Below are 21,799 nucleotides of genomic sequence, written 5' to 3'. Positions count from 1 at the left end.
CCCGCCCCGGCTGAGCCCCCCGCCGAGTGCGACCGATGAGTCCGGAGGGGGGCGCCGGTCCGATGGGCGTGACGGACGGATGGCAGGCGGTCGCGGCAGAGCGGACCGCGTTGGTGGCAGACCTCGAGGACCTCGGCGAGGACGACTGGCGGACGCCGTCGCTGTGCGCGGGACTCGACGTCGAGGAGGTCGTCGCGCACCTGACCGCAGGGGCGAGCTCGGGTCCCCTCCGCTGGCTGGCCGGCCTCGCCCGCTGCCGGTTCGACGTCGATCGGATGGTCGACATGCGGCTGCGCGAGCAGCTGGGCGGCAGGCCGGAGGAGACGCTCCGGCGGTTCCGGGGAGTCGTCGACAGCAGGACGGCGCCGAGTGGGCACGTCGACGCGTGGCTGGGGGAGGTCGTCGTGCACGGCGAGGACGTCCGCCGTCCGCTGGGGATCTCCCACGCGTACGCGCCGGCGGCCCTGGAGCGCGTGGCGCGCTTCTTCGCCGCGCGCGACTTCACGGTCCCGTCGAAGCGGCGGTCGGCCGGTCTGCGGCTCGAGGCCTCCGACGGGTCCTTCGCCGTGGGGGAGGGGCCGCTGGTGCAGGGGCGGACCGTCGACCTGGTGCTCGCCATGGCCGGCCGGCCCGTCGCACTCGACCACCTCGAGGGTCCCGGACTGCCGACGTTCGCCGCCCGGGTGGTGGACCCGTCGGGTCGAGCGCCGTCTACAGCTGTCTAGCGCCAGCCCGAGAGAACCGCATACCTCGGTCGAGACCCGGATCATCGAGTAGTCTGCCGTCATCTAGACCAAGCGCTAGACAGCGGCAGACGACGTCAGAGGGACGGACGGCGCTCGCCGAAGCGGGTCGCCTGCTCGAAGGCGTGCCCGACCTCCAGCACCCGCCGATCGGCCCGCGGCGGGGCGACCACCTGCAGGCCCACCGGCAGCCCGTCGGGGGTGAACCCGCCCGGCACCGAGAGCGCGGGACAGCCGGTCGGCGTGATCAGCGTGCAGGAGCGCATCCAGGCCAGGTAGTCCGCCAGCGGCTCCCCGTCGATCTCGGTGGGGTACTCGGCCTCCACCGGGAAGGGCAGCACCTGCGTCGTCGGCGCCAGCAGGACGTCGTAGCGGTCGAAGAAGGCCACGACGCGCTCGTAGAGGGCCGTGTGGGCCATCTCGGCGCGGGCGATGTCGGCACCGGTGAGCTCCGCGCCCAGCGCGGCGTTCCAGCGGATCGACTCCTTGAGCTGGTCCGGGTGCCGCCGGTCCAGGTCGCTGAAGGTCGCGTCGAACACCCAGGCCCGCAGCGTGCCGAAGACGTCGTCGGCGCCGGAGAGGTCGGGGCAGTCGGTCTCGACAGTGGCGCCGAGCTCCTCGAACACCGCCACGCTCTCCGCCAGCACCGCCGTGATGGCCGGGTCCACCCGCACCCGCCCGCCCAGGTCCGGCGCCCAGGCCACGCGCAGCCCGTCGAGGCGCTCGGGCAGCGGCGCGGCGAAGGGGGCGCCGGGGTCGTCGAGGGAGATCGGCACGCGACGGTCCGGCCCGGCGATCGCCGAGAGCACCAGCGCGACGTCGGCCACCGTGCGCCCCATCGGGCCCTGCACCGACAGCTGCGACCAGGCCATCGCGGCCGGCCAGGTCGGTACCCGCCCCGGCGTGGGCCGCAGCCCGACGACGTTGCAGAACGCCGCCGGGTTGCGCAGGGAGCCACCGAAGTCGCTGCCCTCGGCCACCGGGACGAGACCGGCGGCCAGTGCCGCGGCCGCACCGCCGCTCGACCCGCCGGCCGACAGCCCGTGCCGGTACGGGTTGTGGGTGACGCCGAACAGCGGGTTGAAGGTGTGCGAGCCGGCCGCGAACTCCGGCACGTTGGTCTTGCCGATGCGCACCGTCCCGGCCGCACGCAGCCGGGCGACCACCAGTTCGTCGTCCGCCGGCACCGTATCGGCGAGCGGTGAGCCCCAGGTGGTCCGCATGCCGCCGGTGACGTGGGTGTCCTTGTGCGCCACCGGCAGCCCGTGCAGCGGGCCGACGTCCTCGCCGGCGGCCAGTGCGGCGTCGGCGGCGTCGGCCGCGGCCCGGGCGCCCTCGGCGTCCAGCGTGACCACCGCGTTGACCTGGCCGTCGAGCCGCTCGATGCGCTCCAGGCAGGCGTCGGTCAGCTCACGGGCGGACAGCTGCTGGCAGCGGATCAGCGCCGCCAGCTCGGTCGCCGGTCGCAGGCACAGCTCGTCGGTGGAAGTCGTCACCCGGGAACTCTGACACGCACTGCGGGTGCTCTCCGGGTCCTGCAGGACGCGCAGAGCACGAGGAACACCGGCAGTGGGGGGATCAGGCCGGGTCCGGCGGGACGACGTCCGGGACCTCGTTGGGGCCGGCCTCGACCGGGCGCGGGCGGTCCTGGCGGTGCAGGCGGACGGCGACCAGCGCGACGTCGTCCTCGGGCCGGCCGTCGACCAGCCGTTCGAGCACCTCGTCGAGCAGCTGCTGGAGCGGCAGGTGGGACACCTCGGCGAGCGCCTCCCGCAACCGCACCAGGCCGGCGTCCAGGTCGGCGTCGCGCCGCTCGACGAGCCCGTCGGTGAACAGCAGCACCGTGGACCCGCGGTCGAGGGTCACCACCGACTCCCGGCGCTCGACCTCGTGGTCGACGCCCAGCAGCAGGTCGCCCCTCCAGGCGGCGAGCTCGGCCACACTGCCGTCGGGGTTGATAACCAGCGGCGGCAGGTGTCCGGCGTTCGCCCAGCGCATGCGGGTGATGCCGCGCCGGCGCTCGTCGTCGGTCTGCTCGAAGCGGGCCAGCGCGGCCGTGGCCAGCACGTGGGTCTGCAGCACCGCCATCGAGGCGTCCAGCCCGCGGAGCACCTCCACGGGTGACGCGTCGCTGTAGGTGGCGATGCCGCGCAGCAGCCCGCGCAGCTGGCCCATGGCCGCGGCCGCCTCCGTGTCGTGCCCCACGACGTCGCCGATGACCAGCATCGTCGCGCCGCTGGGCTGCAGGAACGCGTCGTACCAGTCGCCGCCGACCCGCGCTGCCTCGATGGCGGGCAGGTAGCGGACGGCGATCTCGGCGTGGTCGGGCTCCGGCGGCTCGGTGAGCAGGCTGCGCTGCAGTCCCTCGGCCAGCTGCTGCTGCTGGGTGTAGAGCCGGGTGTTGTCCAGGGCCAGGCCGGCGCGGTCGGCGACGTCCTGCGCGGTGGCGAGGTCCTCCCGCGACAGCATGTCGCCGCGGCCGAAGTAGAGGGTCAGCACGCCCAGGGTGCGTCCCCGCCCGCGCAGCGGCAGGCAGACCGCCGCGCCCGGTGCCAGCGCGGTCAGCAGGTCGCGCGCCTCGCCGTCGGCCAGGAGGGCGACCACCTCGTCGGCGTTCGCCCGCACCGCCTCACCGGCCAGCAGGGCCCGCGCCACGGGCGAGGTGGCCGGCATCGCGTCCAGCCGGACGGCGGCGTAGCGCTCGACCAGCGCGCGCGACGACGGCTCCGCGTGCCACCAGCCGACGTCGCGCGGGCGTCCGTCGGCGTCGACCACGGTGACGATGCCCCACTGCGCCAGTCCGGGGACGACCAGCCGGGGGAGGCGGCTGGTGGCGGCCTGGGCGTCCAGCGTCCCGGCCAGCTCCGCGCTGACCTGCGCGAGCAGGGCCAGCCGCTGCGCCGAGCGCTCGGCGTGCTCGCGGGCCTGCTTCCGTTCGGTGACCTCGATGAAGTAGACCGACAGGCCCTCGGGGCTGGGCCAGGCGCGCAGCTCGTACCAGCCGTCGAGCGGCGCGGGGTAGTGCGCGTCGAAGTTGACCGGCTCCCCGCTCCGCACCGCGCTGCGGTAGTACTTCTCGAAGTCGCTGTTCACCGTCGCCGGGAACGCCGTCCAGATGACCTGGCCGAGCAGCTCCTCGCGGCTGCGGCCGAGCAGCCGCTCGGCCTCGGCGTTGACGTGCGTGAAGCGCCACTCGTGGTCGAGCGAGTAGAAGCCGGCCGGCATCGCCTCGAGGACGCGCGCGACGCGGACGTCGCCGGTGCGGTCCTCGGTGGTGTCGTACGCGGCGCCGAGCACGCGGATGGTGCTGCCGTCCGCGCCCGCCAGCGCCCGGCCGCGGGCCTGCACCCAGCGGGTCTCGCCGTCGGGGCGGACGACGCGGTACTCCGCCTCGAAGTCGCCGACGAGGTCGATGCAGGCGCGCAGCGCCTCGCTGACGCGGGGCAGGTCGTCGGGGTGCAGCCGCCGGTTGAAGGCGGTGATGGTGCCGTCGAAGTCGTCGAGGGTGTAGCCGAACATCGCCATCAGCGGGTCGTCCCACACCAGCTCGCCGGACCGCAGGTCCCAGTCGAAGGTGCCCACCCCGCCGGCGTCCATCGCCAGCCGCCAGCGCAGGTGCTGACGCTCGTACTCGCCGGTCAGCGCCGCGTACTCGAGCTCGGTCACCACCGAGGCGGCGAGCTGCTGCAGCGTGGCGGCGTCGGTCTCCGACCACTCCCGGGACAGCGGGTCGAACACGCACAGCGTCCCGACGACGTGGCCCTCCCCGTCGGTCAGCGGGGCGCCGAGGTAGGCGACGACCTGTCCGCCGGTCACCTGCGGCAGCCGGCCGACCCGCTCGTCGGCCCGGGCGTCGGAGATGGCGAGCACCTCGTTGCCGGCCGCGGCGAGCGTGCAGGGCGTGTCGGCGAGGCCGGTCTCCCTGGTCGCGGCACCCGGCGGCAGCCCGGCGACAGCGGCGACCGACTGGACGTCGTCGAGCAGCGAGATCTGGCCGGCCTGCGCGCCGAGCAGCCGCGCGGCCAGCTCCACCAGCCGGTCGACGGCGAGGGAGCCGTGCTGGGCGATGCGGAGGCGACGGGCCGCGCGGGTGCGCGCGGGGTCGTCGCGCAGCACCTCGGCCGCCGACTCGAGGTCGGACGTGCGCACAGCGCCGCGCTGCCGCGGGGATCCCTCCACCGGTACCTCTCCGTTGTCGACGCCCCGTGCCGGGTGGTCCGAGCCCACCGGCGGCCACGACTGCTCGAGCTGCGCGCGTCCCCGCAGTTATGCCATGCGCCACCGGTTGGGTGCAACGATCCTGACGCAGATCACTTCGGCGGCGACGCCGCGTGCCGGGTCAGCGGGTGGCCCAATCCGCGGGGACGACGAGTGTCAGTGCCGTGCCGCCGGGGTGTTCCACGTGGAACCCGGCCCGGCGCAGCAGCGCCCGCAGCCGGACGACGTCCCCCGGCTCTCCCGTCGTGGTGGCGAGCAGCCGCGCGACGCGGCCCTTGTGCGCCTTGTTGGAGTGGCTGACCACTACCCGCGTGCCGTCCGGGCGCTCGCACAGCACGTCGAGGGTCACCGCGCCGGGCACCGGTGCGAGCGCGGCGTAGGCGCTGCTGCGCAGGTCGACCACCAGCTCGTCGACGGCCGCGAGCAGCGGTCCCAGCGTCGGCCGCCACAGGGCCCGCAGCGTCGGCCGGCCGGGCAGGGCGGAACCGGCCGACAGCCGGTAGGCCGGGATGCGGTCGGTGGCGCGGACCACGCCGAACAACGCGGACCCGACCGCCAGCCGCCGGTCGGCCCGGGCGCGCTGGGCGCGGGTCAGCGAACGCACATCCAGGGCGTCGTAGAGGACGCCGGTGTAGCGCGCCAGGGCCGGCATCGTCGGGGCGCCGAGCAGCTCGGCGTTGCGCGCCACCTCGTCGTCCTGCGTCGGCGACAGGCCCAGCGCGGCCCGTGCGGCGGGGAGGTCCCCGGCGAGCTCGACCAGCGCCTCGACCAGGCCGGCGCGGACGTCGGTCAGCTCGGGCCAGGAGAGTGCGGCGAGGTCCAGCGGGTCGCCGTCCCCACCGGGGGCCTTGGTCTCCGACGGCGGCAGCAGGACGAGCACGACAGGCCACGCTACGTGTCCGCGGTCGGTGTGTCGGGTCCCGGTCCCGCACTCCGCCGCGCCGCACCGGGGGTGGCGGGGACCACACTCGGACCCCTGCCGCCCCCGAGCCCCGGAGGACCGTCGCGGACAGAGGGGACCGGCCACCGGGGCGTCCGGGCGGTGGGCACCCCGGCCGGCACAGAGGCGTGCCGGCGCCGACGAGAGGATCGTCCGTGGCAGGCAACAAAGCAGTCATGTACATGGGGCCCGGCAAGGTCGAGGTCGCGGACCTGGACTACCCCGGGTTGGAGCTCAAGGAGGGTCCGGGGGTCAACCCGGCCAACGTCGGTCGCAAGACCCCGCACGGGGTCATCCTGAAGACGGTCAGCACCAACATCTGCGGCAGTGACCAGCACATGGTCCGCGGGCGGACGACGGCGCCCGAGGGCCTGGTCCTCGGCCACGAGATCACCGGCGAGATCATCGAGAAGGGTGCCGACGTCGAGTTCCTCGAGGTCGGTGACATCGTCAGCGTGCCCTTCAACATCGCCTGCGGCCGCTGTCGCAACTGCAAGGAGGGCAAGACCGGCATCTGCCTGAACGTCAACCCCGAGCGCCCCGGCTCGGCCTACGGCTACGTCGACATGGGCGGCTGGACCGGCGGCCAGGCCGAGTACGTGATGGTCCCGTACGCGGACTGGAACTGCCTCAAGTTCCCGGACCGGGACCAGGCGCTGGCGAAGATCCGCGACCTGACGATGCTGTCGGACATCTTCCCGACGGGTTACCACGGCTGCGTCACCGCCGGGGTGGGTACCGGCTCGACTGTCTACATCGCCGGGGCCGGCCCGGTGGGGCTGGCGGCCGCGGCCTCGGCGCACCTGCTCGGCGCCGCCGTCGTCATCGTCGGTGACCTCAACGCCGACCGGCTGGCCCAGGCCCGCAGCTTCGGCTGCGAGACCGTCGACGTCTCCCAGGGCGACCCCAAGGACCAGATCGAGCAGATCCTCGGCGAGCCCGAGGTCGACTGCGGCGTCGACGCGGTCGGCTTCGAGGCCCGCGGGCACGGGAAGGACGCCGAGCGTGAGGCGCCGGCCACGGTGCTCAACTCGCTGATGGACATCACCCGGGCCGGCGGCGCGCTCGGCATCCCGGGCCTCTACGTGACCGGTGACCCGGGCGCGGCCGACGAGGCGGCGAAGACGGGGTCGCTGTCCATCCGGCTGGGCCTGGGCTGGGCGAAGTCGCACGCGTTCACCACCGGCCAGTGCCCGGTCATGCGCTACAACCGCCAGTTGATGATGGCGATCCTCCACGACCGGGTGCAGATCGCGAAGGCGGTGAACGCCGAGGTGATCCCGCTGGAGGATGCGCCGCGCGGCTACCAGGAGTTCGACCGGGGCGCGGCGAAGAAGTACATCCTCGACCCGAACGGGATGATCCCGGCCGCCTGAGAGAGGACCCCGTTCCGAGTCTCGGGACGGGGCCACGGCCGCGGCGGCTGCCCTAGGTCCAGTACAGGAGCTGGGCCCGGGGCAGCCGCTCGGCCAGCGCGGCCTCGAACCAGCCGCGCAGCTCGGCCATCGTCTCCTTCGGGTAGACGTGCTTGACCGAGCCGTACCTCCCGCGCTTGGTGGTGCGGCGGGCCTCGTCCATGTCGAGCTTCGTGCGCGGGTACCAGTCCAGCAGCGTCTCCTTGCTGCCGGGCGTGAACCGGTGCGTGATGCACTCGACGGTGAGGTCGGCGCCGGCCGGCAGCGCGGCGGCCACGGCGTCCAGCAGGGCGCCGTACTCCTCCCGCCACCCCTCGACCGGCATGATCGGCGCGATGGTCAGGCCGACCGGGTAGCCGGCCGCCGCGATCGCCGACAGCGCCCGCAGCCGCGCGGGCACCTTCGCCGTGGCGCCCTCGAAGCGCCGGTCGACCGACGTCGCGTTGACCGAGAACCGCAGCCGGGTGCGGCCGCCGTGCGGCAGGTCCAGCAGGCCGGCGACGCCGTCGAACTTGGTGGTCGCCCGCAGCTGCACCGGGCCGGGCCAGTCGTGTGTGCCGAAGTGCTCGACCATCCGCGACAGACCGCCGGTCAGGTGCTCGATGGCCAGCGGGTCGGTGTAGCAGGAGGCCTCGAACGTCGTCCCCTCCCCGCCGCGCTCGAGCGTGCCGGAGGTTATGGCGCCTCGGCCGACGTAGGCGTCGAGCTCGTCGAGCACCTCGTCGAGGTCGGCCCACACGCGGGTGATCGGCGGGCCGCCCAGGGAGCCGGCGAGGTAGCAGTACTGGCAGTGCGCGGGGCAGCCCTCGGCCAGGTCGACGCGCCAGTCGGCGGACGGCGGGATCGGCTGCAGCTTGCGCTTGGACGGCGGCGGGACGACGACGGCGAGGGTGTCCTTGGCGCGCATGAACGCCGCGCGGTCGCCGTCCCCGCGCAGGTTGGGCAGCCGGTCGCCGGGCAGCAGCTCGACGTCGGACACCCCGGCGGCCTCGAGCCGGGCCAGGATGCGCTGCCCGTGCGGCCGCTCCGCGGCCGAGCGGGTGACCAGGACGCGCGACGGCGTCCAGAGGCGGGTGGACGGGGGAGTGGTAGGCGGGGGAGCGGCGGGGACGAGCGGTGCGAGCTGCGCGGTCATCGCCGGGTACAACACCGGCGGCGGCCCGCTGATGCCCTCGTCAGCGGCTCGTCGCGTTCCCCCGGTCGCCGTCGGCGCAGGTGTCGGTCAGGGTCGGTGGGTGCCCGCTCGCCGTCCCCGCGTCCCCGCCCCCGACCCGGCGGCGGCCCGCCCGGGCCGGGCCCGCTGACGTGGACGCAGGCTGGCTGCCCGCGCTCGGACTTGCGGCCGCCGTGGCGGTCGGCGCCGGGACCCAGCGCATCACCGGGCTCGGTTTCGCCCTGGTCGCCGCCCCGTTCCTGGTGCTGCTGCTCGGGCCCTTCGCCGGGGTCCTCGTGGTCAACGTGCTGGGGGTCGCGGCCTCGGTGCTGGTCCTGGTGCAGGTGCGGCGGGACGTGGAGCTGCGCCGGGGCCTGCTGCTCTCCGCGCCCGCACTGGTGGCGGTCGTCCCGGGTGCCTGGGTCGCCCGCCACACGGCACCCGCCGTCCTGCAGGTCCTCGTGGGCGGCTGCGTCGTCGTGGCGCTGCTCGCCGTCCTCGCGGCCGGCCGGCGGACCGGCGCGGGCCCCGCGTCCGGGACGGGGACGGCGCCCGCGCTGCTCGCCGGGGCCGCGTCGGGCTTCATGAACGCGACCGCAGGGGTCGGGGGGCCCGCGCTGACGGTTTACGCGGTCGCCACGCGGTGGCCGCAGCGCGCGTTCGCGGCGACGGCGCAGCTGTGCTTCACCGTTGTCGGGTCGGCCACGGTGGCGGCCAAGGGCCTGCCGTCCCTGCCCGTCGCGGACTGGGCAGTCGCGGCCGCCGCCCTGGGCGTCGGCCTCGTGGCCGGCACCGCGCTGGCCGCGCACGTGTCACCGACGCGCGCGCGCACCGCCGCGCTGTCCCTGGCGCTGGTCGGGGGCGTCGCGACCGTGGTCGACGGCGTCCTCGGCGGCTGAGCGCTGGCCAGTCAGTCGTGGAGGTCGACCACCACGGGCGCGTGGTCGCTGGCGCCCTTGCCCTTGCGCTCCTGCCGGTCTATCAGGGCGTTCGTCACCCGGACGGCCAGCGCCGGGGAGCCGAGGACGAAGTCGATCCGCATGCCCTCGCGGCGGGCGAAGCGCAGCTGGGTGTAGTCCCAGTAGGTGAAGACCCCGGGGCCAGGGGTGTGCGGCCGGACGACGTCCGCGTAACCGGCGTCGACGATCGCGCGGAAGGCAGCGCGCTCGGGCTCGGAGACGTGCGTGGAGTGCGCGAAGACCCGCACGTCCCACACGTCGTCGTCCTGCGGGGCGATGTTCCAGTCGCCGACGAGGGCGACCTGCGCGCCGCCGTCCTCGGCCAGCCAGCCGGCGGCCGCCGTCCGCAGCGCCCCGAGCCACCGCAGCTTGTACTCGTAGTGCGGGTCGGTCAGCGTGCGCCCGTTGGGGACGTACAGGCTCCACACCCGCACCCCGCCGCAGGTGGCAGCCAGGGCGCGGGCCTCGACCGCCGGCTCGGGGTTGCCGAAGCCGGGCTGGCCGGGAAAGGCCACCTCGACGTCCTCGAGGCCGACGCGGGACAGCAGCGCCACCCCGTTCCACTGCGAGTGGCCCACGTGGGCGACCTGGTAGCCGAGGTCGGTGAAGCAGGACTCGGGGAACTGGTCGTCCCGGCACTTCGTCTCCTGGAGAGCCAGGACGTCGACGTCAGAGCGCTGCAGCCAGGCGACGACGCGGTCGGCCCGGGTGCGGATCGAGTTGACGTTCCAGGTCGCGATGCGCACGGGGACCGACCTTACGGAATGCCTCCGCGTGCGGCGTCCCGGCTCCGGGCACCCGGTCGGGGGTGAGTCCGCCCACCGGCGGGGTACCTGGACGGGTGTTCGCGCAGGTGGGCGGCGGAACGCCGGAACGGCGACGCGGTCAGTGGGAGCATGGGCCGCGAGACGGGCCCGGTCGAGGACAGCGAGGAGACCACGTGAGCGAGCACGAGTGGGACGTGACGCGTCCCATCGGCCCGTCGCGGCCCCTGCCCCCGCCACCGGAGGGCCCGCGGTCCCGGTCGCACGCCCGCGGCCGCGGCTTCCCCGCGGCGCTGGGCCTGACCGTGCTGAACGCCGTCCTCCCGGGGACGGCGTTCCTCGCGGCCGGGCGACGCCGGCTCGGCGCCCTGGTCCTCGTGACCTTCCTCGCGCTCGTCGGCGGCGCCGCCTGGCTGGCCACCGTGGGACAGCGGACCGCGGCGCGGGTCGCGGTCGACCCGACCGCGCTGACCTGGGTCCTCGGCGGTGTCCTCGTCCTCGGGTTGCTCTGGGTCGCCGTCGTCGTGGCGGGCTACCGCGCGCTGTTGCCACCCCGGACCTCCCGCGGCAAGCACCTGCTGGGCGGCCTCCTCGTCGCCGCGCTGGTCGCCGGCATCGCGTACCCGGTGGTCACCGTCGGCCAGGTGGCACTCGCCCAGCAGGGGCTCCTCGACGGCCTCTTCGCCGACCGCGAGTCGGCGACGGTGGACGACGGCGACCACCCCGACCCCTTCGGCGACCAGGAGCGGGTCAACGTGCTCCTGCTCGGCGGGGACGGTGGAGAGGGGCGCGAGGGCGTGCGCACCGACACGGTCATCGTGGCCAGCATCGACACCGAGACAGGCGACACGATGCTGTTCAGCCTGCCGCGCAACCTCCAGGACCTGCCCTTCCCCTCGGACAGCCCGCTGGCCGAGGTCTACCCGGACGGCTTCGAGGGCGCCAACGAGGCCGACAGCCTGCTCAACGCCGTCTACCGCACCGGACCGGCCTGGTACCCCGACATCCTCGGGCGCACCGACGACCCGGGCGCGGACTTCCTCAAGCTCGGCGTCGGTGAGGCGTTGGGCCTGGACATCGACTACTTCGTGCTGGTCAACCTCGACGGCTTCGCCCGGTTGGTCGACGCCCTCGGCGGCATCACCGTGAACGTCAACTACTACGTGCCGATCAACGGCATCTCCGGCCAGGAACTGCCGGACGACTACATCGAGCCGGGACCGGCCCAGCACATGGACGGCTGGACGGCGCTGCAGTTCGCCCGCGGCCGCTACGGGCTGACCGACTACGACCGGATGGCCCGCCAGCGCTGCACGATCAGCGCGATCATCGACGCCGCCGACCCGGTCACCCTGCTGCGGCGCTACCAGGAGCTGGCCGCCACCACGCAGGACATCGTGAGCACCGACATCCCGCGCTCGGCCCTCGACGACTTCGTCGACCTGGCGTTCCTGGTCAAGAACTCGGAGGTGCGCAGCGTCGTCTTCGACAACACCGTGATCGACCCGGCCTACCCCGACTACGACCGGATGCGCACGATCGTCGAGGACGCCATCTCCCCGGTCCCGGCGGACGACGACGCCGCGGACGGCGCCCCCACCCCGGCTCCCGGCTCGGCGACCCCGGCGCCCGGCGAGCCCGCGGAGGACCCCGTGGCGGCGACCGACGTGACCGACGCCTGCGCCTACGACCCCGTCCGGGCCGCCGAGGCGCGCGCCGCCGGCGAGCCGCCGAACCGGGCCGACTGAAGCAGGACCACCCTTCCCCCCACGCCTCGCAGGCTCGGCGCGGCCCTGAAGGGTGGCCGTTCCAGCACCTCGCAGGCTCACGGCGGGACCCTGCAGGGGGCTGTCCCAGCACCTCGCCGGGCTCGCGACGGCGCCGGGACGGGGCCGCCTAGGGTCGGCCGCATGACCTCACCCGCGGGGGACCGCCGCGAGCGTCTCGTCGCCCTGCTCGTGGCCGGCGTCGCCGTCGTCCTGCTGGTGTCGTCGGTGACGTGGTTCGCCAGCGACCGGACCGTCGTCGGGGTCGCGCAGCTGTTCCTCGGCGCGGTCCTCGCGGCGGTGGCGGCCTTCCTGTACCGGCGCGCGCAGCACCGCTGACCGGCGCGCCCGGGCCCGGGCCTCCGACCGTGCGGCGACGAACGCCTGGGGGGCCGTCTCTTCCCCCGCTCCCACCCGTCCCCCCGTCGTCACCCCCGAGGACGTCCGGGGAGACGACGGGTGAACGCCGTCGTCCCCGGTCGTGACCGTGGGCCCTCCCGTTGCGCGCCCGGGTGACGCGCACCACGCTGGAGCCCCCTGGAGGCGGACCGAGCGGAGGTCGGGCGTGAAGCTGGACAAGCAGGAGCTGCTGCGAGTGCTGCACACCGAGGGCGACAACGACACCGCCGACAGGGTCGCCGCCCAGTTGCCCGACGAGATCGACACCGACCGGGACGGCGACGCGCTGGAGGCCGCGGGTCTGGACCGCACGCAGCTGATGGCCAAGCTGGCCGGCGGCGGCTTCGGCGGGACGATCGCCCCCTGACGTCCCGGCCGCCTCAGCGGCTGCGGAGCGCGGCGCCCAGTTCGACGGCGTGGTCGAGGAACGTCGCGACGACGGCGGCGTCGACCTCCTCGGGAGTGGTGAGGTCGAGCGTGCGCACCTGCTTGCCGGTGCCGGACAACCGGCCCTCGGGATCGGGCAGCCGGGCGCCGTGCTCGAACACCAGCTGCACCCGGTCCGCCGTCGGGAAGATCGCGCAGACGAAACCCGCCACCGGGTCGCGGTAGTTGATCGAGTGCCAGCCGCGGCGCACCCGCTCCTCGAGCTGCGGGTGCGCCTCGAGCAGCACCGTGCGCAGCCGCTGGGCGGTGGCCGCGACCGCCTCGGGGTGCTCGCTCAGCAGGTCGTCGGCCTCGGGGTCCGTGGGCACGCGGGCAGCTTGGCACCGGGCACCGACATCCCGCGGCGGTGCCCGGTGCCCGGCCAGGGTCCTTCTCTCAGCCGGCGTACGGGCGCTCGCGCGCCAGCTCCTCCTTGGCGACCCCGCGGATGTGCACGGCGTCCGGGCCGTCGACGATCCGCAGCGTGCGGGCGCTCGCGTAGAAGCGCGCCAGCACGGTGTCGTTGCTGACCCCGGCGCCACCGTGCAGCTGGATCGCGCGGTCGATGACGGCGAGCGCCACCCGCGGCGCGGCCACCTTGATGGCGGAGATCTCGGTCTTGGCGCCCTTGGCTCCGAACTTGTCGATCAGGTCGGCCGTCTGCAGCACGTAGAGCCGCGCCTGGTCGATCTCCATCCGCGAGAGCGCGATGCTCTCGCGCACCGTCCCCTGCTCGGCCAGCGGGCGGCCGAAGGCCACGCGTGCCTTGGCCCGTTCGACCATCAGCGCGAGCGCCCGCTCGGCCATGCCGATCGCGCGCATGCAGTGGTGGATGCGGCCGGGGCCGAGCCGCGCCTGGGCGATCATGAAGCCGTCGCCCTCGCCGGCCAGGATGTTCGACGCGGGCACGCGCACGTCGGTGAACCGCAGCTCGGAGTGGCCGTGCTGGTCCTGGTAGCCGAAGACCGGCAGGTGCCGGACGATCTCGAAGCCCGGGGTGTCCCGGGGGACGAGCACCATCGACTGCTGGCGGTGCGGCGGCCCGTCCGGGTCGGTCTTGCCCATCACGATGAAGATCTGGCAGCGCTCGTCGGCGGTGCCGGTGATCCACCACTTGCGGCCGTTGATCACGTACTCGTCGCCGTCGCGGACGATCGACGTCTGGACGTTGCGGGCGTCGGACGACGCGACGTCGGGCTCGGTCATCGCGAAGCCCGACCGGATCTCACCCTCGAGCAGCGGGTCCAGCCAGCGCCGCTTCTGCTCGTCGGTGCCGAACAGCATGAGCGTCTCCATGTTGCCGGTGTCCGGCGCACCCACGTTCATCGCCTCGGGCGCGATGACCGGCGACCAGCCGGTGATCTCGGCGACCGAGGCGTACTCGAGGTTGGAGAGGCCGCCCAGCTCGTGGTGGAAGAGGTTCCACAGTCCGCGCTTGCGCGCCTCGGCCTTGAGCTCCTCGAGGACCGGCGGGTGCTCGTGGTTGTCGTGGCCGCGTTCGGCCCGCCACTGCTCGTAGACCGGCTCCGCGGGGAACACGTGCTCGCGCATGAAGTCCCACGCGCGTGCGCAGACATCCTCGGCCTTGGCGGAGAGAGCGAAGTCCATGAGCGCAACGTAGAGCCTGGCGGGACGACCGTCTCGTCAGGGGTCGGCTCCGCGGCCGGGCGACCAGGACGGGGGGTCGTCGTCCGGCTGGTCCGGGGTGGACGGCAGGCAGTGACTGATCACGAACGGGCAACCGACCAGCACCACCAGGGCCATCACGCCGAAGACGGCCGGGCCGACCAGGAAGGGCACGCCCACGGCCACCAGCGCACCGAGTACCAGCACCCAGAGCACACCGCGGCAGGGCGGCCGCAGGCGCACGCCGGGGCCGGCGGTGAGGCGGGCGGCCAGGTCGGGGTCGGTCCGGGCGAGGTCCTCGCCCAGGGCGCGCAGGACGGCGTCGTCGTCCACGGCACGGCCTCCGGTTCGGCACGTGCGGCGCCTTGGGCTCGGGCGCGACCGGGGCGCGGTCGGCGTCGTCCCCGGGCGCGCCCCGCGACCAGCCTCCGCCGCCGGCGGCCGTGCCGCCAGACCCTCATGCGCGCGTCCGGCCCCGGACGCGCCGGAGGCCGGGCCCCGTGCGGGACCCGGCCTCCGGGTGGCCCCTCTGCAGGGTCCCGGCCCCGTCCAGAGGCTCGCCGCGAGCTTGCGAGCGGTGAGGAGGACGGGGTCCTCTCTCAGACGCGCGTACCGCGGTGGGTGACGGCGTTGCGCACCGGGCCCAGCGCGATGGCCAGACCGACGATCGCGGTGAGGAGGTGCAGGACGTTGTCAGCGGCGTTGATGCTGAGGAAGTCCCACGGCTTGTTGATCGCGATCAGCCCGTAGACGAACGCGGCGCCGTAGCCGATGGCCAGCAGCCAGCCGTACGTGCGCGCGCCGGCCAAGGTGCGGCCCAGCAGCAGGCCGGCCACACCGACGACGATGTGGACGACGTTGTGCATGCCGTTGATCTCGAAGCCCAGCAGCGTCTGGTTGGTGTCGTGGGCGAAGAAGTTCCCGAAACCGGTGATGAAGAAGCCGACGACTCCGACCAGGAGGTAGATCGCACCGAAGGCGAGCGCCAGCATCTGGGGCCAGGTCATGGCGCCGCGGCCGGTGCCGGTGTTGCCGGATGTTGCGGACATGGGGGTCCTCCCGATGTGCCTTGCGTGGTCCGCCCTGTCTTGGACGGTCCGGGTCCGGATTACCCCGGGGGGACGGCCGGTAACGGTCGTCCCCTGATCGGGGGACGACCGTTGCCCGACCGTTACCTGCGGGGCGGGGCCCGTCACCAGGGAGTTCGCCGGACAGCGGCCGCGCGGTTCACCCCCGCCAGGTCGCTCCTCCTGAAGGGTGATCGGAGCCCGTCGGACCCCGGGTCAGCGCGGGGTGGGCCTCGGCCGGCGGACGACGAACGGGCCGATGGCGAGCAGGTCCACCGGCGCCGACCCGAAGCACTCGAGCGCGTCGCGCGGGTCGTCGACCATCGGCCGCCCGGCGGTGTTCAGGCTGGTGTTGACCACCACCGGGATGCCGGTGCGCCGCTCGAAGGCCGCGATCATGCGGTGCACCAGCGGCTCGGTCTCCCGATCGATGGTCTGGATGCGGGCGGTGCCGTCGACGTGCGTGACCGTCGGGATGCGGTCACCCCACTCCGGCGCGACGTCGTGCACGAAGAGCATGTACGGCGAGGGGATCGGACCCCGGCTGAAGATCTCGGGGGCCCGCTCCAGCAGCACCATCGGCGCCACCGGGCGGAACTGCTCCCGGCCCTTGACGTCGTTCATCCGCTCCAGGTTGGCCTCGAACCCGGGGTGGGCCAGCAGCGAGCGGTGGCCCAGCGCGCGCGGGCCGAACTCCGACCGGCCCTGGAACCACGCGACGATGCCGTTGTCGGCCAGCACCTCGGCCACGGCCTCGGCGACGTCGTCCGGCCGCTCGTAGTCGATCGCCGCCGTCTCCAGCCACCGCTGGATCTCCTCGTCGCTCCAGCCGCGGCCGAGCGCGGCGCCCGGCATCGGCTCGGTGCGCTCGCCGAGCTCGGCGGCGACGTGCAGGGCCGCCCCCAGCGCCGTCCCGGCGTCGCCGGCGGCGGGCTGCACCCAGACCTCCTCGAAGGGGCTCTCGGCCAGGATGCGGGTGTTGGCCACGCAGTTGAGCGCGGTGCCCCCGGCGAGGGTGAGGACGCGGTCGCCGGTCTGCTCGTGCACCCAGCGGGCCAGGTCGACGAGCACCTCCTCCAGCCGCTGCTGGACGCTGGCGGCCAGGTCGGCGTGCGCCTCGGTCCACTCGTCGCCCTTGCCCAGCCGTGGGGCGAACTCGGTGAAGTCGATCTTCTCGGTTCGGAAGCCGCCGTCGCCGGTGGCCCGGATCAGCTCGGACAGCTCGCCGACGAACCGCGGCTTGCCGTAGGAGGCCATCGCCATGACCTTGAACTCGTCGGAGCTGCGCAGGAACCCCAGGTGGTCGGTGAGGTCCTCGTACATCAGGCCCAGCGAGTGGGGGAGCGTCTGGCCGGCGAGGACCTCCAGGGAACCGTCGGTGTAGCGGCCGGCGAGATGGCTGTGCGCCTCGCCGCGGCCGTCGAGCACCAGCACGGAGTTGTCCCGCTGCGGCGCGGCCAGCCCGGCGGAGGCGGCGTGCGCCACGTGGTGCTTGACGAACCGGACCTTGGCCGGGTCGAGGCCGGGGAGGGCGTGGGCCAGGAAGTCAGGGGCCTTCTCGGCGTACATCCTGCGCATGACGTCGCCGTCGTCGAACAGGCCGGACTCCTCCGGGGTCCCCATCAGCGCGGGGTCGAAGGAGTAGGCGACGGCGTCCAGTTCCTCGGGGCGGATGCCGGCCTCGGCCAGGCACCAGGCCGCCGACAGCTCGGGCAGCTCCCAGGCGCTCCACGGCAGTGGGCGCTTGCCGTGCTTGCGCCGGCTGAACCGCTCCTCCTCGGCCGCGGCCACGACCCTGCCGTCGATGACCAGGGCCGCCGACGGGTCGTGGTAGATGGCGTTGATGCCCAGGACCTTCACCCGTGTACTCCTTCCGCCGGGCACGCGGGTCGCCCGGTCTCCGTGGTGATCATCGAGCCGCCGCCCGCACTTCGCAGGACGAACGCGTCCCGCCGTGGCCCCGTCCCGGGTCCCGCCCTGAGCTCCGACGGCCCCCTTGCAGGGTCCCGCCGCGAGCCTGCGAGTGGCGAGTGGCGGGGGGCAAGGGGATCCTTCGAGGGGAGGACGGGGTCCTTCTTCAGTCGCGGCGCTCGAGCAAGTCGTTGTCCAGGACGGCGGCCAGCGCCAGCGTCTTGTAGCCGACCTCCTCGAACAGGACGACGAGCCGGTCGTCCTCGACGCGCATGACCACGCCGGGCCCCCACTCGGTGTGCTGCACCGGGGTCTGCGCCGGGAACGGGGTCTCGTCGTCGTCGGGCTGCTCCTGGGACAGGCCGGCGTCGCAGTTGTCGCAGTTCCCGCACGGCTGCTCCAGCTGCTCGCCGAAGTAACCGAGCAGGAACTGCCGCCGGCACTCGGTGGTGTCGGCGTAGCCGCGCATCATCTCCACCCGGCTCTGGTCGACCTGCTCGTGGTGCTCGGCCAGCTCGCGGGCGGCGGCCGCGGCGTCGCCGGGGCTGGGTGCCCCCTCCACGGGGTGGGCGGCGCCCTCCTCGTCGAGCGCGACCGCCGACACCTGCTCGAGCAGGTTGAGGTCGCGGGCCAGCGGGGTGGCGGGCCGGCCGGTCTCCTCGCGCAGCTGCCTGACGTCGACGCCGTCCTCGATGCCGGCGGCCTCCGCGGCGGCGACCAGGCCGGCGACCTGCTGCAGCTCCTCCTCCGGCGGGATGCCGGCGGCGAAGAACTTCCGCAGGCCGAGGTCCTCCTGGCGGTACACGAGCAGGGCGAGCGCGGGCTGCCCGTCCCGGCCGGCGCGGCCGATCTCCTGGTAGTAGCTGTCGACGGAGTCGGCGGGCTCGGCGTGGACGACGAAGCGGGTGTCGGGCTTGTCGATGCCCATCCCGAAGGCGGTCGTGGCGACGACGACGTCCAGCTCGTCGTCCATGAACGCGCGCTGGGTGTCCTCGCGCTCGGACTTCTTCAGCCCGGCGTGGTACGGCCGCACCCGCAGCCCGCGCTCGGCGAGCTCGGCGGAGATCCCCTCGGTGCCCTTGCGGGTGGCGCTGTAGACGATCCCGGGGAGCCGCCCGTCACCGATCAGCTCGGTGACCCGGTCGAGCACGGCCTGGTCCTTGCCGTGGGCGTCGGCGTGCTGCTCGACCTCCAGCCGGATCTCCGGCCGGTCGAACCCGGCCACGACGACCCGGGCGTCGTGCATGCCCAGGCGCTCGACGATCTCCGCGCGCACCGGGGGCGCGGCGGTGGCGGTGAGGGCGAGCACCGTCGGGTGACCGAGCTGCTCGATCACCCCGCCGAGGCGCAGGTAGTCGGGGCGGAAGTCGTGACCCCAGGCGGAGACGCAGTGGGCCTCGTCGACGACGAACAGCGCCGGCTGCGCCTTCGCGATGGCCTCCACGACCTCGGGCTTGGTCAGCTGCTCGGGAGCGAGGAAGAGGTGGCGGACCGTTCCGTCCGCGAGTCCTTCGAGCGCGGCGCGCTGGTCGCCGACCGAGAGCGCGGAGTTCAGCTGGGCGGCCCGGCCGTCGAGTCCGTCGAGATCGTCGAGCCGGCCGACCTGGTCGCGCTGCAGCGCGATGAGGGGGGAGACGACGAGCACCGGACCGTCGACCAGCTGCCCGGCGATCTGGTAGACGGCGGACTTCCCGGCGCCCGAGGGCAGCACCGCCAGGGTGTCCTGGCCGCTGACCACGGACTCCATCGCCTCCTCCTGGCCCGGCCGGAAGTCCTCGTAGCCGAGCAGCTCTCGCGCAGTCTCCCGGATGCGGCGGGTGCGGACGGAGGCGGACGCCCCTGCGGGGTCCTGCTTCTTGCGGGGCACCGGCACCGGCTGCCCGGCGTCGCCGATCGGCAAACGGAACGCTGGTGGTGTGCCACCCGGGCGTTCCTGCGGAGACGTCGCGGATCGCTCCGATCTCGTCGACCCCTGGTGTGCCGGCGCCGGCGTTCCCGGGGGAACGCTCAGGTCCCCGGGACGGTCGGGTGGGCCCTGGGGTTCCACGTGGAACGCCGCCGGACGACGCTCCGGGGAACGGTCACCTCGGACGGCTGAGCCAGTCCCGCTCGATCTGCTGCGCGGTCGCCGGGCTGCCCAGGAGGAAGCCCTGGACCTGGGGGCACCCCAGCTCCCGCAGGCGCTGGAGCTGCTCGTCCGTCTCCACGCCCTCGGCGGTGACGGTGGCGCCGAGGTGCTGGGCGAGCGCGAGCACGGCGGAGACGATCGCGTCGGTCGGGCGGTCGTCGGGCAGCCGCGCGACGAAGGAGCGGTCGAGCTTGAACGCCTGCGGCGTCCGTTCGCGCAGCGCCGCGAAGCTGGAGTAGCCGGTGCCGAAGTCGTCCACGGCCAGCGTGACGCCCGCGGCGGTGAAGCGTTCCAGGGCTGCCCGCGCCCCCGGCTCCATCGCGCAGGACTCCGTCATCTCCAGCTCGAGGGCGTCCGCGGGCAGCCCGACGCGGTCGAGCAGCTCGAGCACGCGGGGGGCGAAGTCCGCAGGGAGCAGCTGGCGGGTCGAGACGTTGACCGCCACGCGCGGGGTGGAGGTCGGGCCGAAGACCCGTCGCCACTGCACGGCCTGGGTGCAGGCCTGCTCGAGGACCTGCATGCCGAGGTCGTGGATCAGCCCGGTCTCCTCGGCCAGGGCGATGAACTCCGCCGCCGGCACGTCCCCGCGCTCGGCGTCGTGCCACCGGGCGAGCGTCTCCACGGCCACGAGCCGGCCGTCGGTCACCCGCACGATCGGCTGGTAGGCGACGGTCACCGCTCCGGCTCCGACCGCCCGGCGCAGCGCGGCGCGCAGCCCCAGCCGGTCCCGGGTGCGCTGGCGCAGGGGTTCGTTGAACAGCTCGTAGCGGTGGCCTCCGGTCGCCTTGGCCCGCTGCAGGGCCAGGTCGGCTGCCCGGAGGACCTCCTCGGCGTGCCCGCTCTCGTCCGACCCGGTCAGGCCCTCCCGCTCCCCGCGGAGCCGCGGCCGGGCCAGCCCCTCGGCGTCGGCGACCGCCACCCCGACGCTGACCGTGACGACGACCTCCCGGCCGTCGATGGCGTACGGCTCGGCCAGCGCGGCGAGCAGCCGCTCGGCGACCCCGGCTGCCTCCTCGACGCCGGTCACGCCGTCGAGCAGGACGGCCATCTCGTCCCCGCCGAGCCGGCTGACCAGGTCGCCGGGCCGCACGGCCCTCTCCAGCCGGCGCGCGACCCCCACGAGCAGCTCGTCGCCGGCGTCGTGCCCGAGTTGGTCGTTGACCCCCTTGAAGCCGTCGAGGTCGCAGTAGAGCACCGCGAACCTGGCGTCGGGTCTGCGCTCGGCCCGGTGCGCCGCGGCGTCCAGGCGGTCCATGAGCAGGACCCGGTTGGCCAGCCCGGTGAGCGAGTCGTGCACTGCAGCGTGCTCGGCGGCCGCGATGCTGGCCTGCCGGCCGGTGACCAGCGCACCGAGCGTCAACCCGGCCAGGGTGAGGGTCACCAGGCCGAGCTGCAGCCGCAGCGGGCTCTCCACGACGTCCCGGCCGACCAGTGCCACGGCGAGGGTGTTGGCGACGAGGACGGCGAACGCCACCCGGGGTAACCCACCACGGACGGCGATCCAGATGAGGGGCACGTACACCAGGTAGGCCAGGTCCAGCCCGCCGACCGCCGGCTCGCCGTAGGCCAGGTAGACCGTCGCGAGCAGCAGGGTGGTCTGCCCGACGAGCTCCAGCGGCTGGTCCAGCACGCGGTCGGCGAGCCTGCCCAGCCACCGTGGCCGGACCCGGCTCGGCCAGGACGGGTGCTCGTCTCCCCGTCCCAGCTGGAGCGGGTCGGTGAGCGCCGGCCGGTCGCGCCAGAGCGCGGGTACCCGCCGGCTCGCGACGAGCAGCGCGGGGGTCAGCATCCCGACGCCCGTGGCCCGGCCGGACCAGAAGCCGAGGACGCCGCGGAAGAACTCCCCCCAGGTCAGCAGCCCGGCGACGGTGTACTGCAGGACCTGGGCGACCGCGACGACGAACGGCCCGGCGACGGCGGCCAGCCCCAGCAGCCAGACGACGTCACGCTGGCCGGGGAGGCGAGGGTCGATCCGCAGCCGCCGGAGCAGGAGCCAGGCCACGGCCGTGTACACGACGGTGCTCAGCACGCCGCCGAGCCAGACGCTGACCCAGCTGACGTCCGGACCGCTCACCACCAGTCCGTGCAGCGGGTCGGTCAGCACGAGGAGCGGGGCGTAGCGCAGCCCGAACACCAGCAACAGGGCGAAGCTCAGCCCGGTCGGGGGGTACCACAGCGACACCTCCTGGCGCGCCTGGAAGACGCTGGCGATGGCGTCCAGCCCCAACCAGAGCCCCAGGTACACCACCGAGACGATCAGCGGGCGCCACCAGCGGCGCATCCG

At 74.3% G+C, this 21,799-nt stretch carries 18 protein-coding genes; 6 read left to right on the top strand and 12 right to left on the bottom strand.

What is annotated here, in order from left to right; genetic code table 11:
* The first annotated feature begins 35 nt into the window (after positions 1-35).
* Positions 36-725, top strand: coding sequence for a maleylpyruvate isomerase family mycothiol-dependent enzyme (locus tag GOBS_RS24455; protein ID WP_012950941.1), 690 nt, complete (start codon positions 36-38; stop codon positions 723-725).
* 95 nt (positions 726-820) lie between these two features.
* Here GOBS_RS24455 and GOBS_RS24450 read toward each other — a convergent pair whose 3' ends face one another.
* From GOBS_RS24450 to yaaA, 3 genes are all read right to left on the bottom strand, one after another.
* Entirely contained in the window at positions 821-2,239 is a 1,419-nt protein-coding gene (locus GOBS_RS24450) for an amidase (RefSeq protein ID WP_012950940.1), read from the bottom strand.
* Positions 2,240-2,321: 82 nt separating this feature from the next.
* A complete protein-coding gene (locus tag GOBS_RS24445) occupies positions 2,322-4,892 on the bottom strand; it encodes a SpoIIE family protein phosphatase (RefSeq protein WP_208104355.1) in 2,571 nt (856 codons plus the stop codon).
* A gap of 190 nt (positions 4,893-5,082) precedes the next feature.
* Positions 5,083-5,841 (bottom strand): peroxide stress protein YaaA, encoded by a 759-nt coding sequence (gene yaaA, locus GOBS_RS24440; protein WP_012950938.1) that lies wholly within the window; start codon positions 5,839-5,841, stop codon positions 5,083-5,085.
* A 215-nt stretch (positions 5,842-6,056) separates the two neighbouring features.
* Here yaaA and fdhA point away from each other — a divergent pair, with 215 nt between their 5' ends.
* Entirely contained in the window at positions 6,057-7,277 is a 1,221-nt protein-coding gene (gene fdhA / locus GOBS_RS24435) for a formaldehyde dehydrogenase, glutathione-independent (protein ID WP_012950937.1), read from the top strand.
* A gap of 52 nt (positions 7,278-7,329) precedes the next feature.
* On the opposite strand, the gene GOBS_RS24430 is transcribed toward fdhA, so the two are convergent.
* Entirely contained in the window at positions 7,330-8,451 is a 1,122-nt protein-coding gene (locus GOBS_RS24430; protein ID WP_012950936.1) for an SPL family radical SAM protein, read from the bottom strand.
* A 170-nt stretch (positions 8,452-8,621) separates the two neighbouring features.
* On the opposite strand from GOBS_RS24430, the gene GOBS_RS24425 reads away from it, so the two are divergent.
* Entirely contained in the window at positions 8,622-9,368 is a 747-nt protein-coding gene (locus tag GOBS_RS24425) for a sulfite exporter TauE/SafE family protein (protein WP_012950935.1), read from the top strand.
* Positions 9,369-9,379: 11 nt separating this feature from the next.
* Here the strand turns inward: GOBS_RS24425 and GOBS_RS24420 are convergent, their stop codons facing one another.
* Positions 9,380-10,174: an exodeoxyribonuclease III gene (locus GOBS_RS24420; protein ID WP_012950934.1), complete on the bottom strand. Its 795-nt coding sequence runs from the start codon at positions 10,172-10,174 to the stop codon at positions 9,380-9,382.
* Positions 10,175-10,368: 194 nt separating this feature from the next.
* Between GOBS_RS24420 and GOBS_RS24415 the strand changes: the two genes are divergently transcribed.
* From GOBS_RS24415 to GOBS_RS24405, 3 genes are all read left to right on the top strand, one after another.
* Positions 10,369-11,940, top strand: a complete 1,572-nt coding sequence (locus GOBS_RS24415; protein WP_012950933.1) for an LCP family protein — start codon at positions 10,369-10,371, stop codon at positions 11,938-11,940.
* Positions 11,941-12,102: 162 nt separating this feature from the next.
* Positions 12,103-12,297 carry a hypothetical protein gene (locus GOBS_RS24410; protein ID WP_041241671.1) on the top strand — a complete coding sequence of 65 codons (195 nt, stop codon included), beginning with the start codon at positions 12,103-12,105 and terminating at the stop codon, positions 12,295-12,297.
* Between the two features lie 226 nt (positions 12,298-12,523).
* A complete protein-coding gene (locus GOBS_RS24405; protein ID WP_012950932.1) occupies positions 12,524-12,724 on the top strand; it encodes a hypothetical protein in 201 nt (66 codons plus the stop codon).
* A gap of 13 nt (positions 12,725-12,737) precedes the next feature.
* Here the strand turns inward: GOBS_RS24405 and GOBS_RS27875 are convergent, their stop codons facing one another.
* From GOBS_RS27875 to GOBS_RS25855, 7 genes are all read right to left on the bottom strand, one after another.
* Complete coding sequence (locus tag GOBS_RS27875) at positions 12,738-13,112, bottom strand: DUF1801 domain-containing protein (protein WP_012950931.1); 375 nt, start codon at positions 13,110-13,112, stop codon at positions 12,738-12,740.
* Between the two features lie 67 nt (positions 13,113-13,179).
* Positions 13,180-14,391, bottom strand: a complete 1,212-nt coding sequence (locus tag GOBS_RS24395) for an acyl-CoA dehydrogenase family protein (protein WP_012950930.1) — start codon at positions 14,389-14,391, stop codon at positions 13,180-13,182.
* 36 nt (positions 14,392-14,427) lie between these two features.
* Entirely contained in the window at positions 14,428-14,742 is a 315-nt protein-coding gene (locus GOBS_RS24390) for a DUF3040 domain-containing protein (RefSeq protein ID WP_012950929.1), read from the bottom strand.
* Between the two features lie 266 nt (positions 14,743-15,008).
* A complete protein-coding gene (locus GOBS_RS24385) occupies positions 15,009-15,458 on the bottom strand; it encodes a DUF4383 domain-containing protein (RefSeq protein ID WP_012950928.1) in 450 nt (149 codons plus the stop codon).
* Positions 15,459-15,692: 234 nt separating this feature from the next.
* A complete protein-coding gene (locus tag GOBS_RS24380) occupies positions 15,693-17,336 on the bottom strand; it encodes a carbamoyltransferase family protein (RefSeq protein ID WP_012950927.1) in 1,644 nt (547 codons plus the stop codon).
* 217 nt (positions 17,337-17,553) lie between these two features.
* Positions 17,554-19,287, bottom strand: a complete 1,734-nt coding sequence (locus GOBS_RS24375; RefSeq protein ID WP_243697596.1) for a RecQ family ATP-dependent DNA helicase — start codon at positions 19,285-19,287, stop codon at positions 17,554-17,556.
* Between the two features lie 181 nt (positions 19,288-19,468).
* Positions 19,469-21,796 (bottom strand): putative bifunctional diguanylate cyclase/phosphodiesterase, encoded by a 2,328-nt coding sequence (locus GOBS_RS25855; protein WP_012950925.1) that lies wholly within the window; start codon positions 21,794-21,796, stop codon positions 19,469-19,471.
* Positions 21,797-21,799 lie beyond the last annotated feature (3 nt).

The sequence above is a fragment of the Geodermatophilus obscurus DSM 43160 genome (assembly GCF_000025345.1).
GTDB classification, from domain to species: Bacteria; Actinomycetota; Actinomycetes; order Mycobacteriales; family Geodermatophilaceae; genus Geodermatophilus; species Geodermatophilus obscurus.
Note: the sequence above shows the minus strand (reverse complement) of the source record. Positions and strands in the feature narration are given on the sequence as shown.

Bases quoted from the DNA above. Each gene is read 5' to 3' on its own strand.
- GOBS_RS24395 (WP_012950930.1), bottom strand. From the start codon at position 14,391: ATGGACTTCGCTCTCTCCGCCAAGGCCGAGGATGTCTGCGCACGCGCG.
- GOBS_RS24410 (WP_041241671.1), top strand. From the start codon at position 12,103: ATGACCTCACCCGCGGGGGACCGCCGCGAGCGTCTCGTCGCCCTGCTC.
- GOBS_RS24430 (WP_012950936.1), bottom strand. From the start codon at position 8,451: ATGACCGCGCAGCTCGCACCGCTCGTCCCCGCCGCTCCCCCGCCTACC.
- GOBS_RS24385 (WP_012950928.1), bottom strand. From the start codon at position 15,458: ATGTCCGCAACATCCGGCAACACCGGCACCGGCCGCGGCGCCATGACC.
- GOBS_RS24455 (WP_012950941.1), top strand. From the start codon at position 36: ATGAGTCCGGAGGGGGGCGCCGGTCCGATGGGCGTGACGGACGGATGG.
- GOBS_RS25855 (WP_012950925.1), bottom strand. From the start codon at position 21,796: ATGCGCCGCTGGTGGCGCCCGCTGATCGTCTCGGTGGTGTACCTGGGG.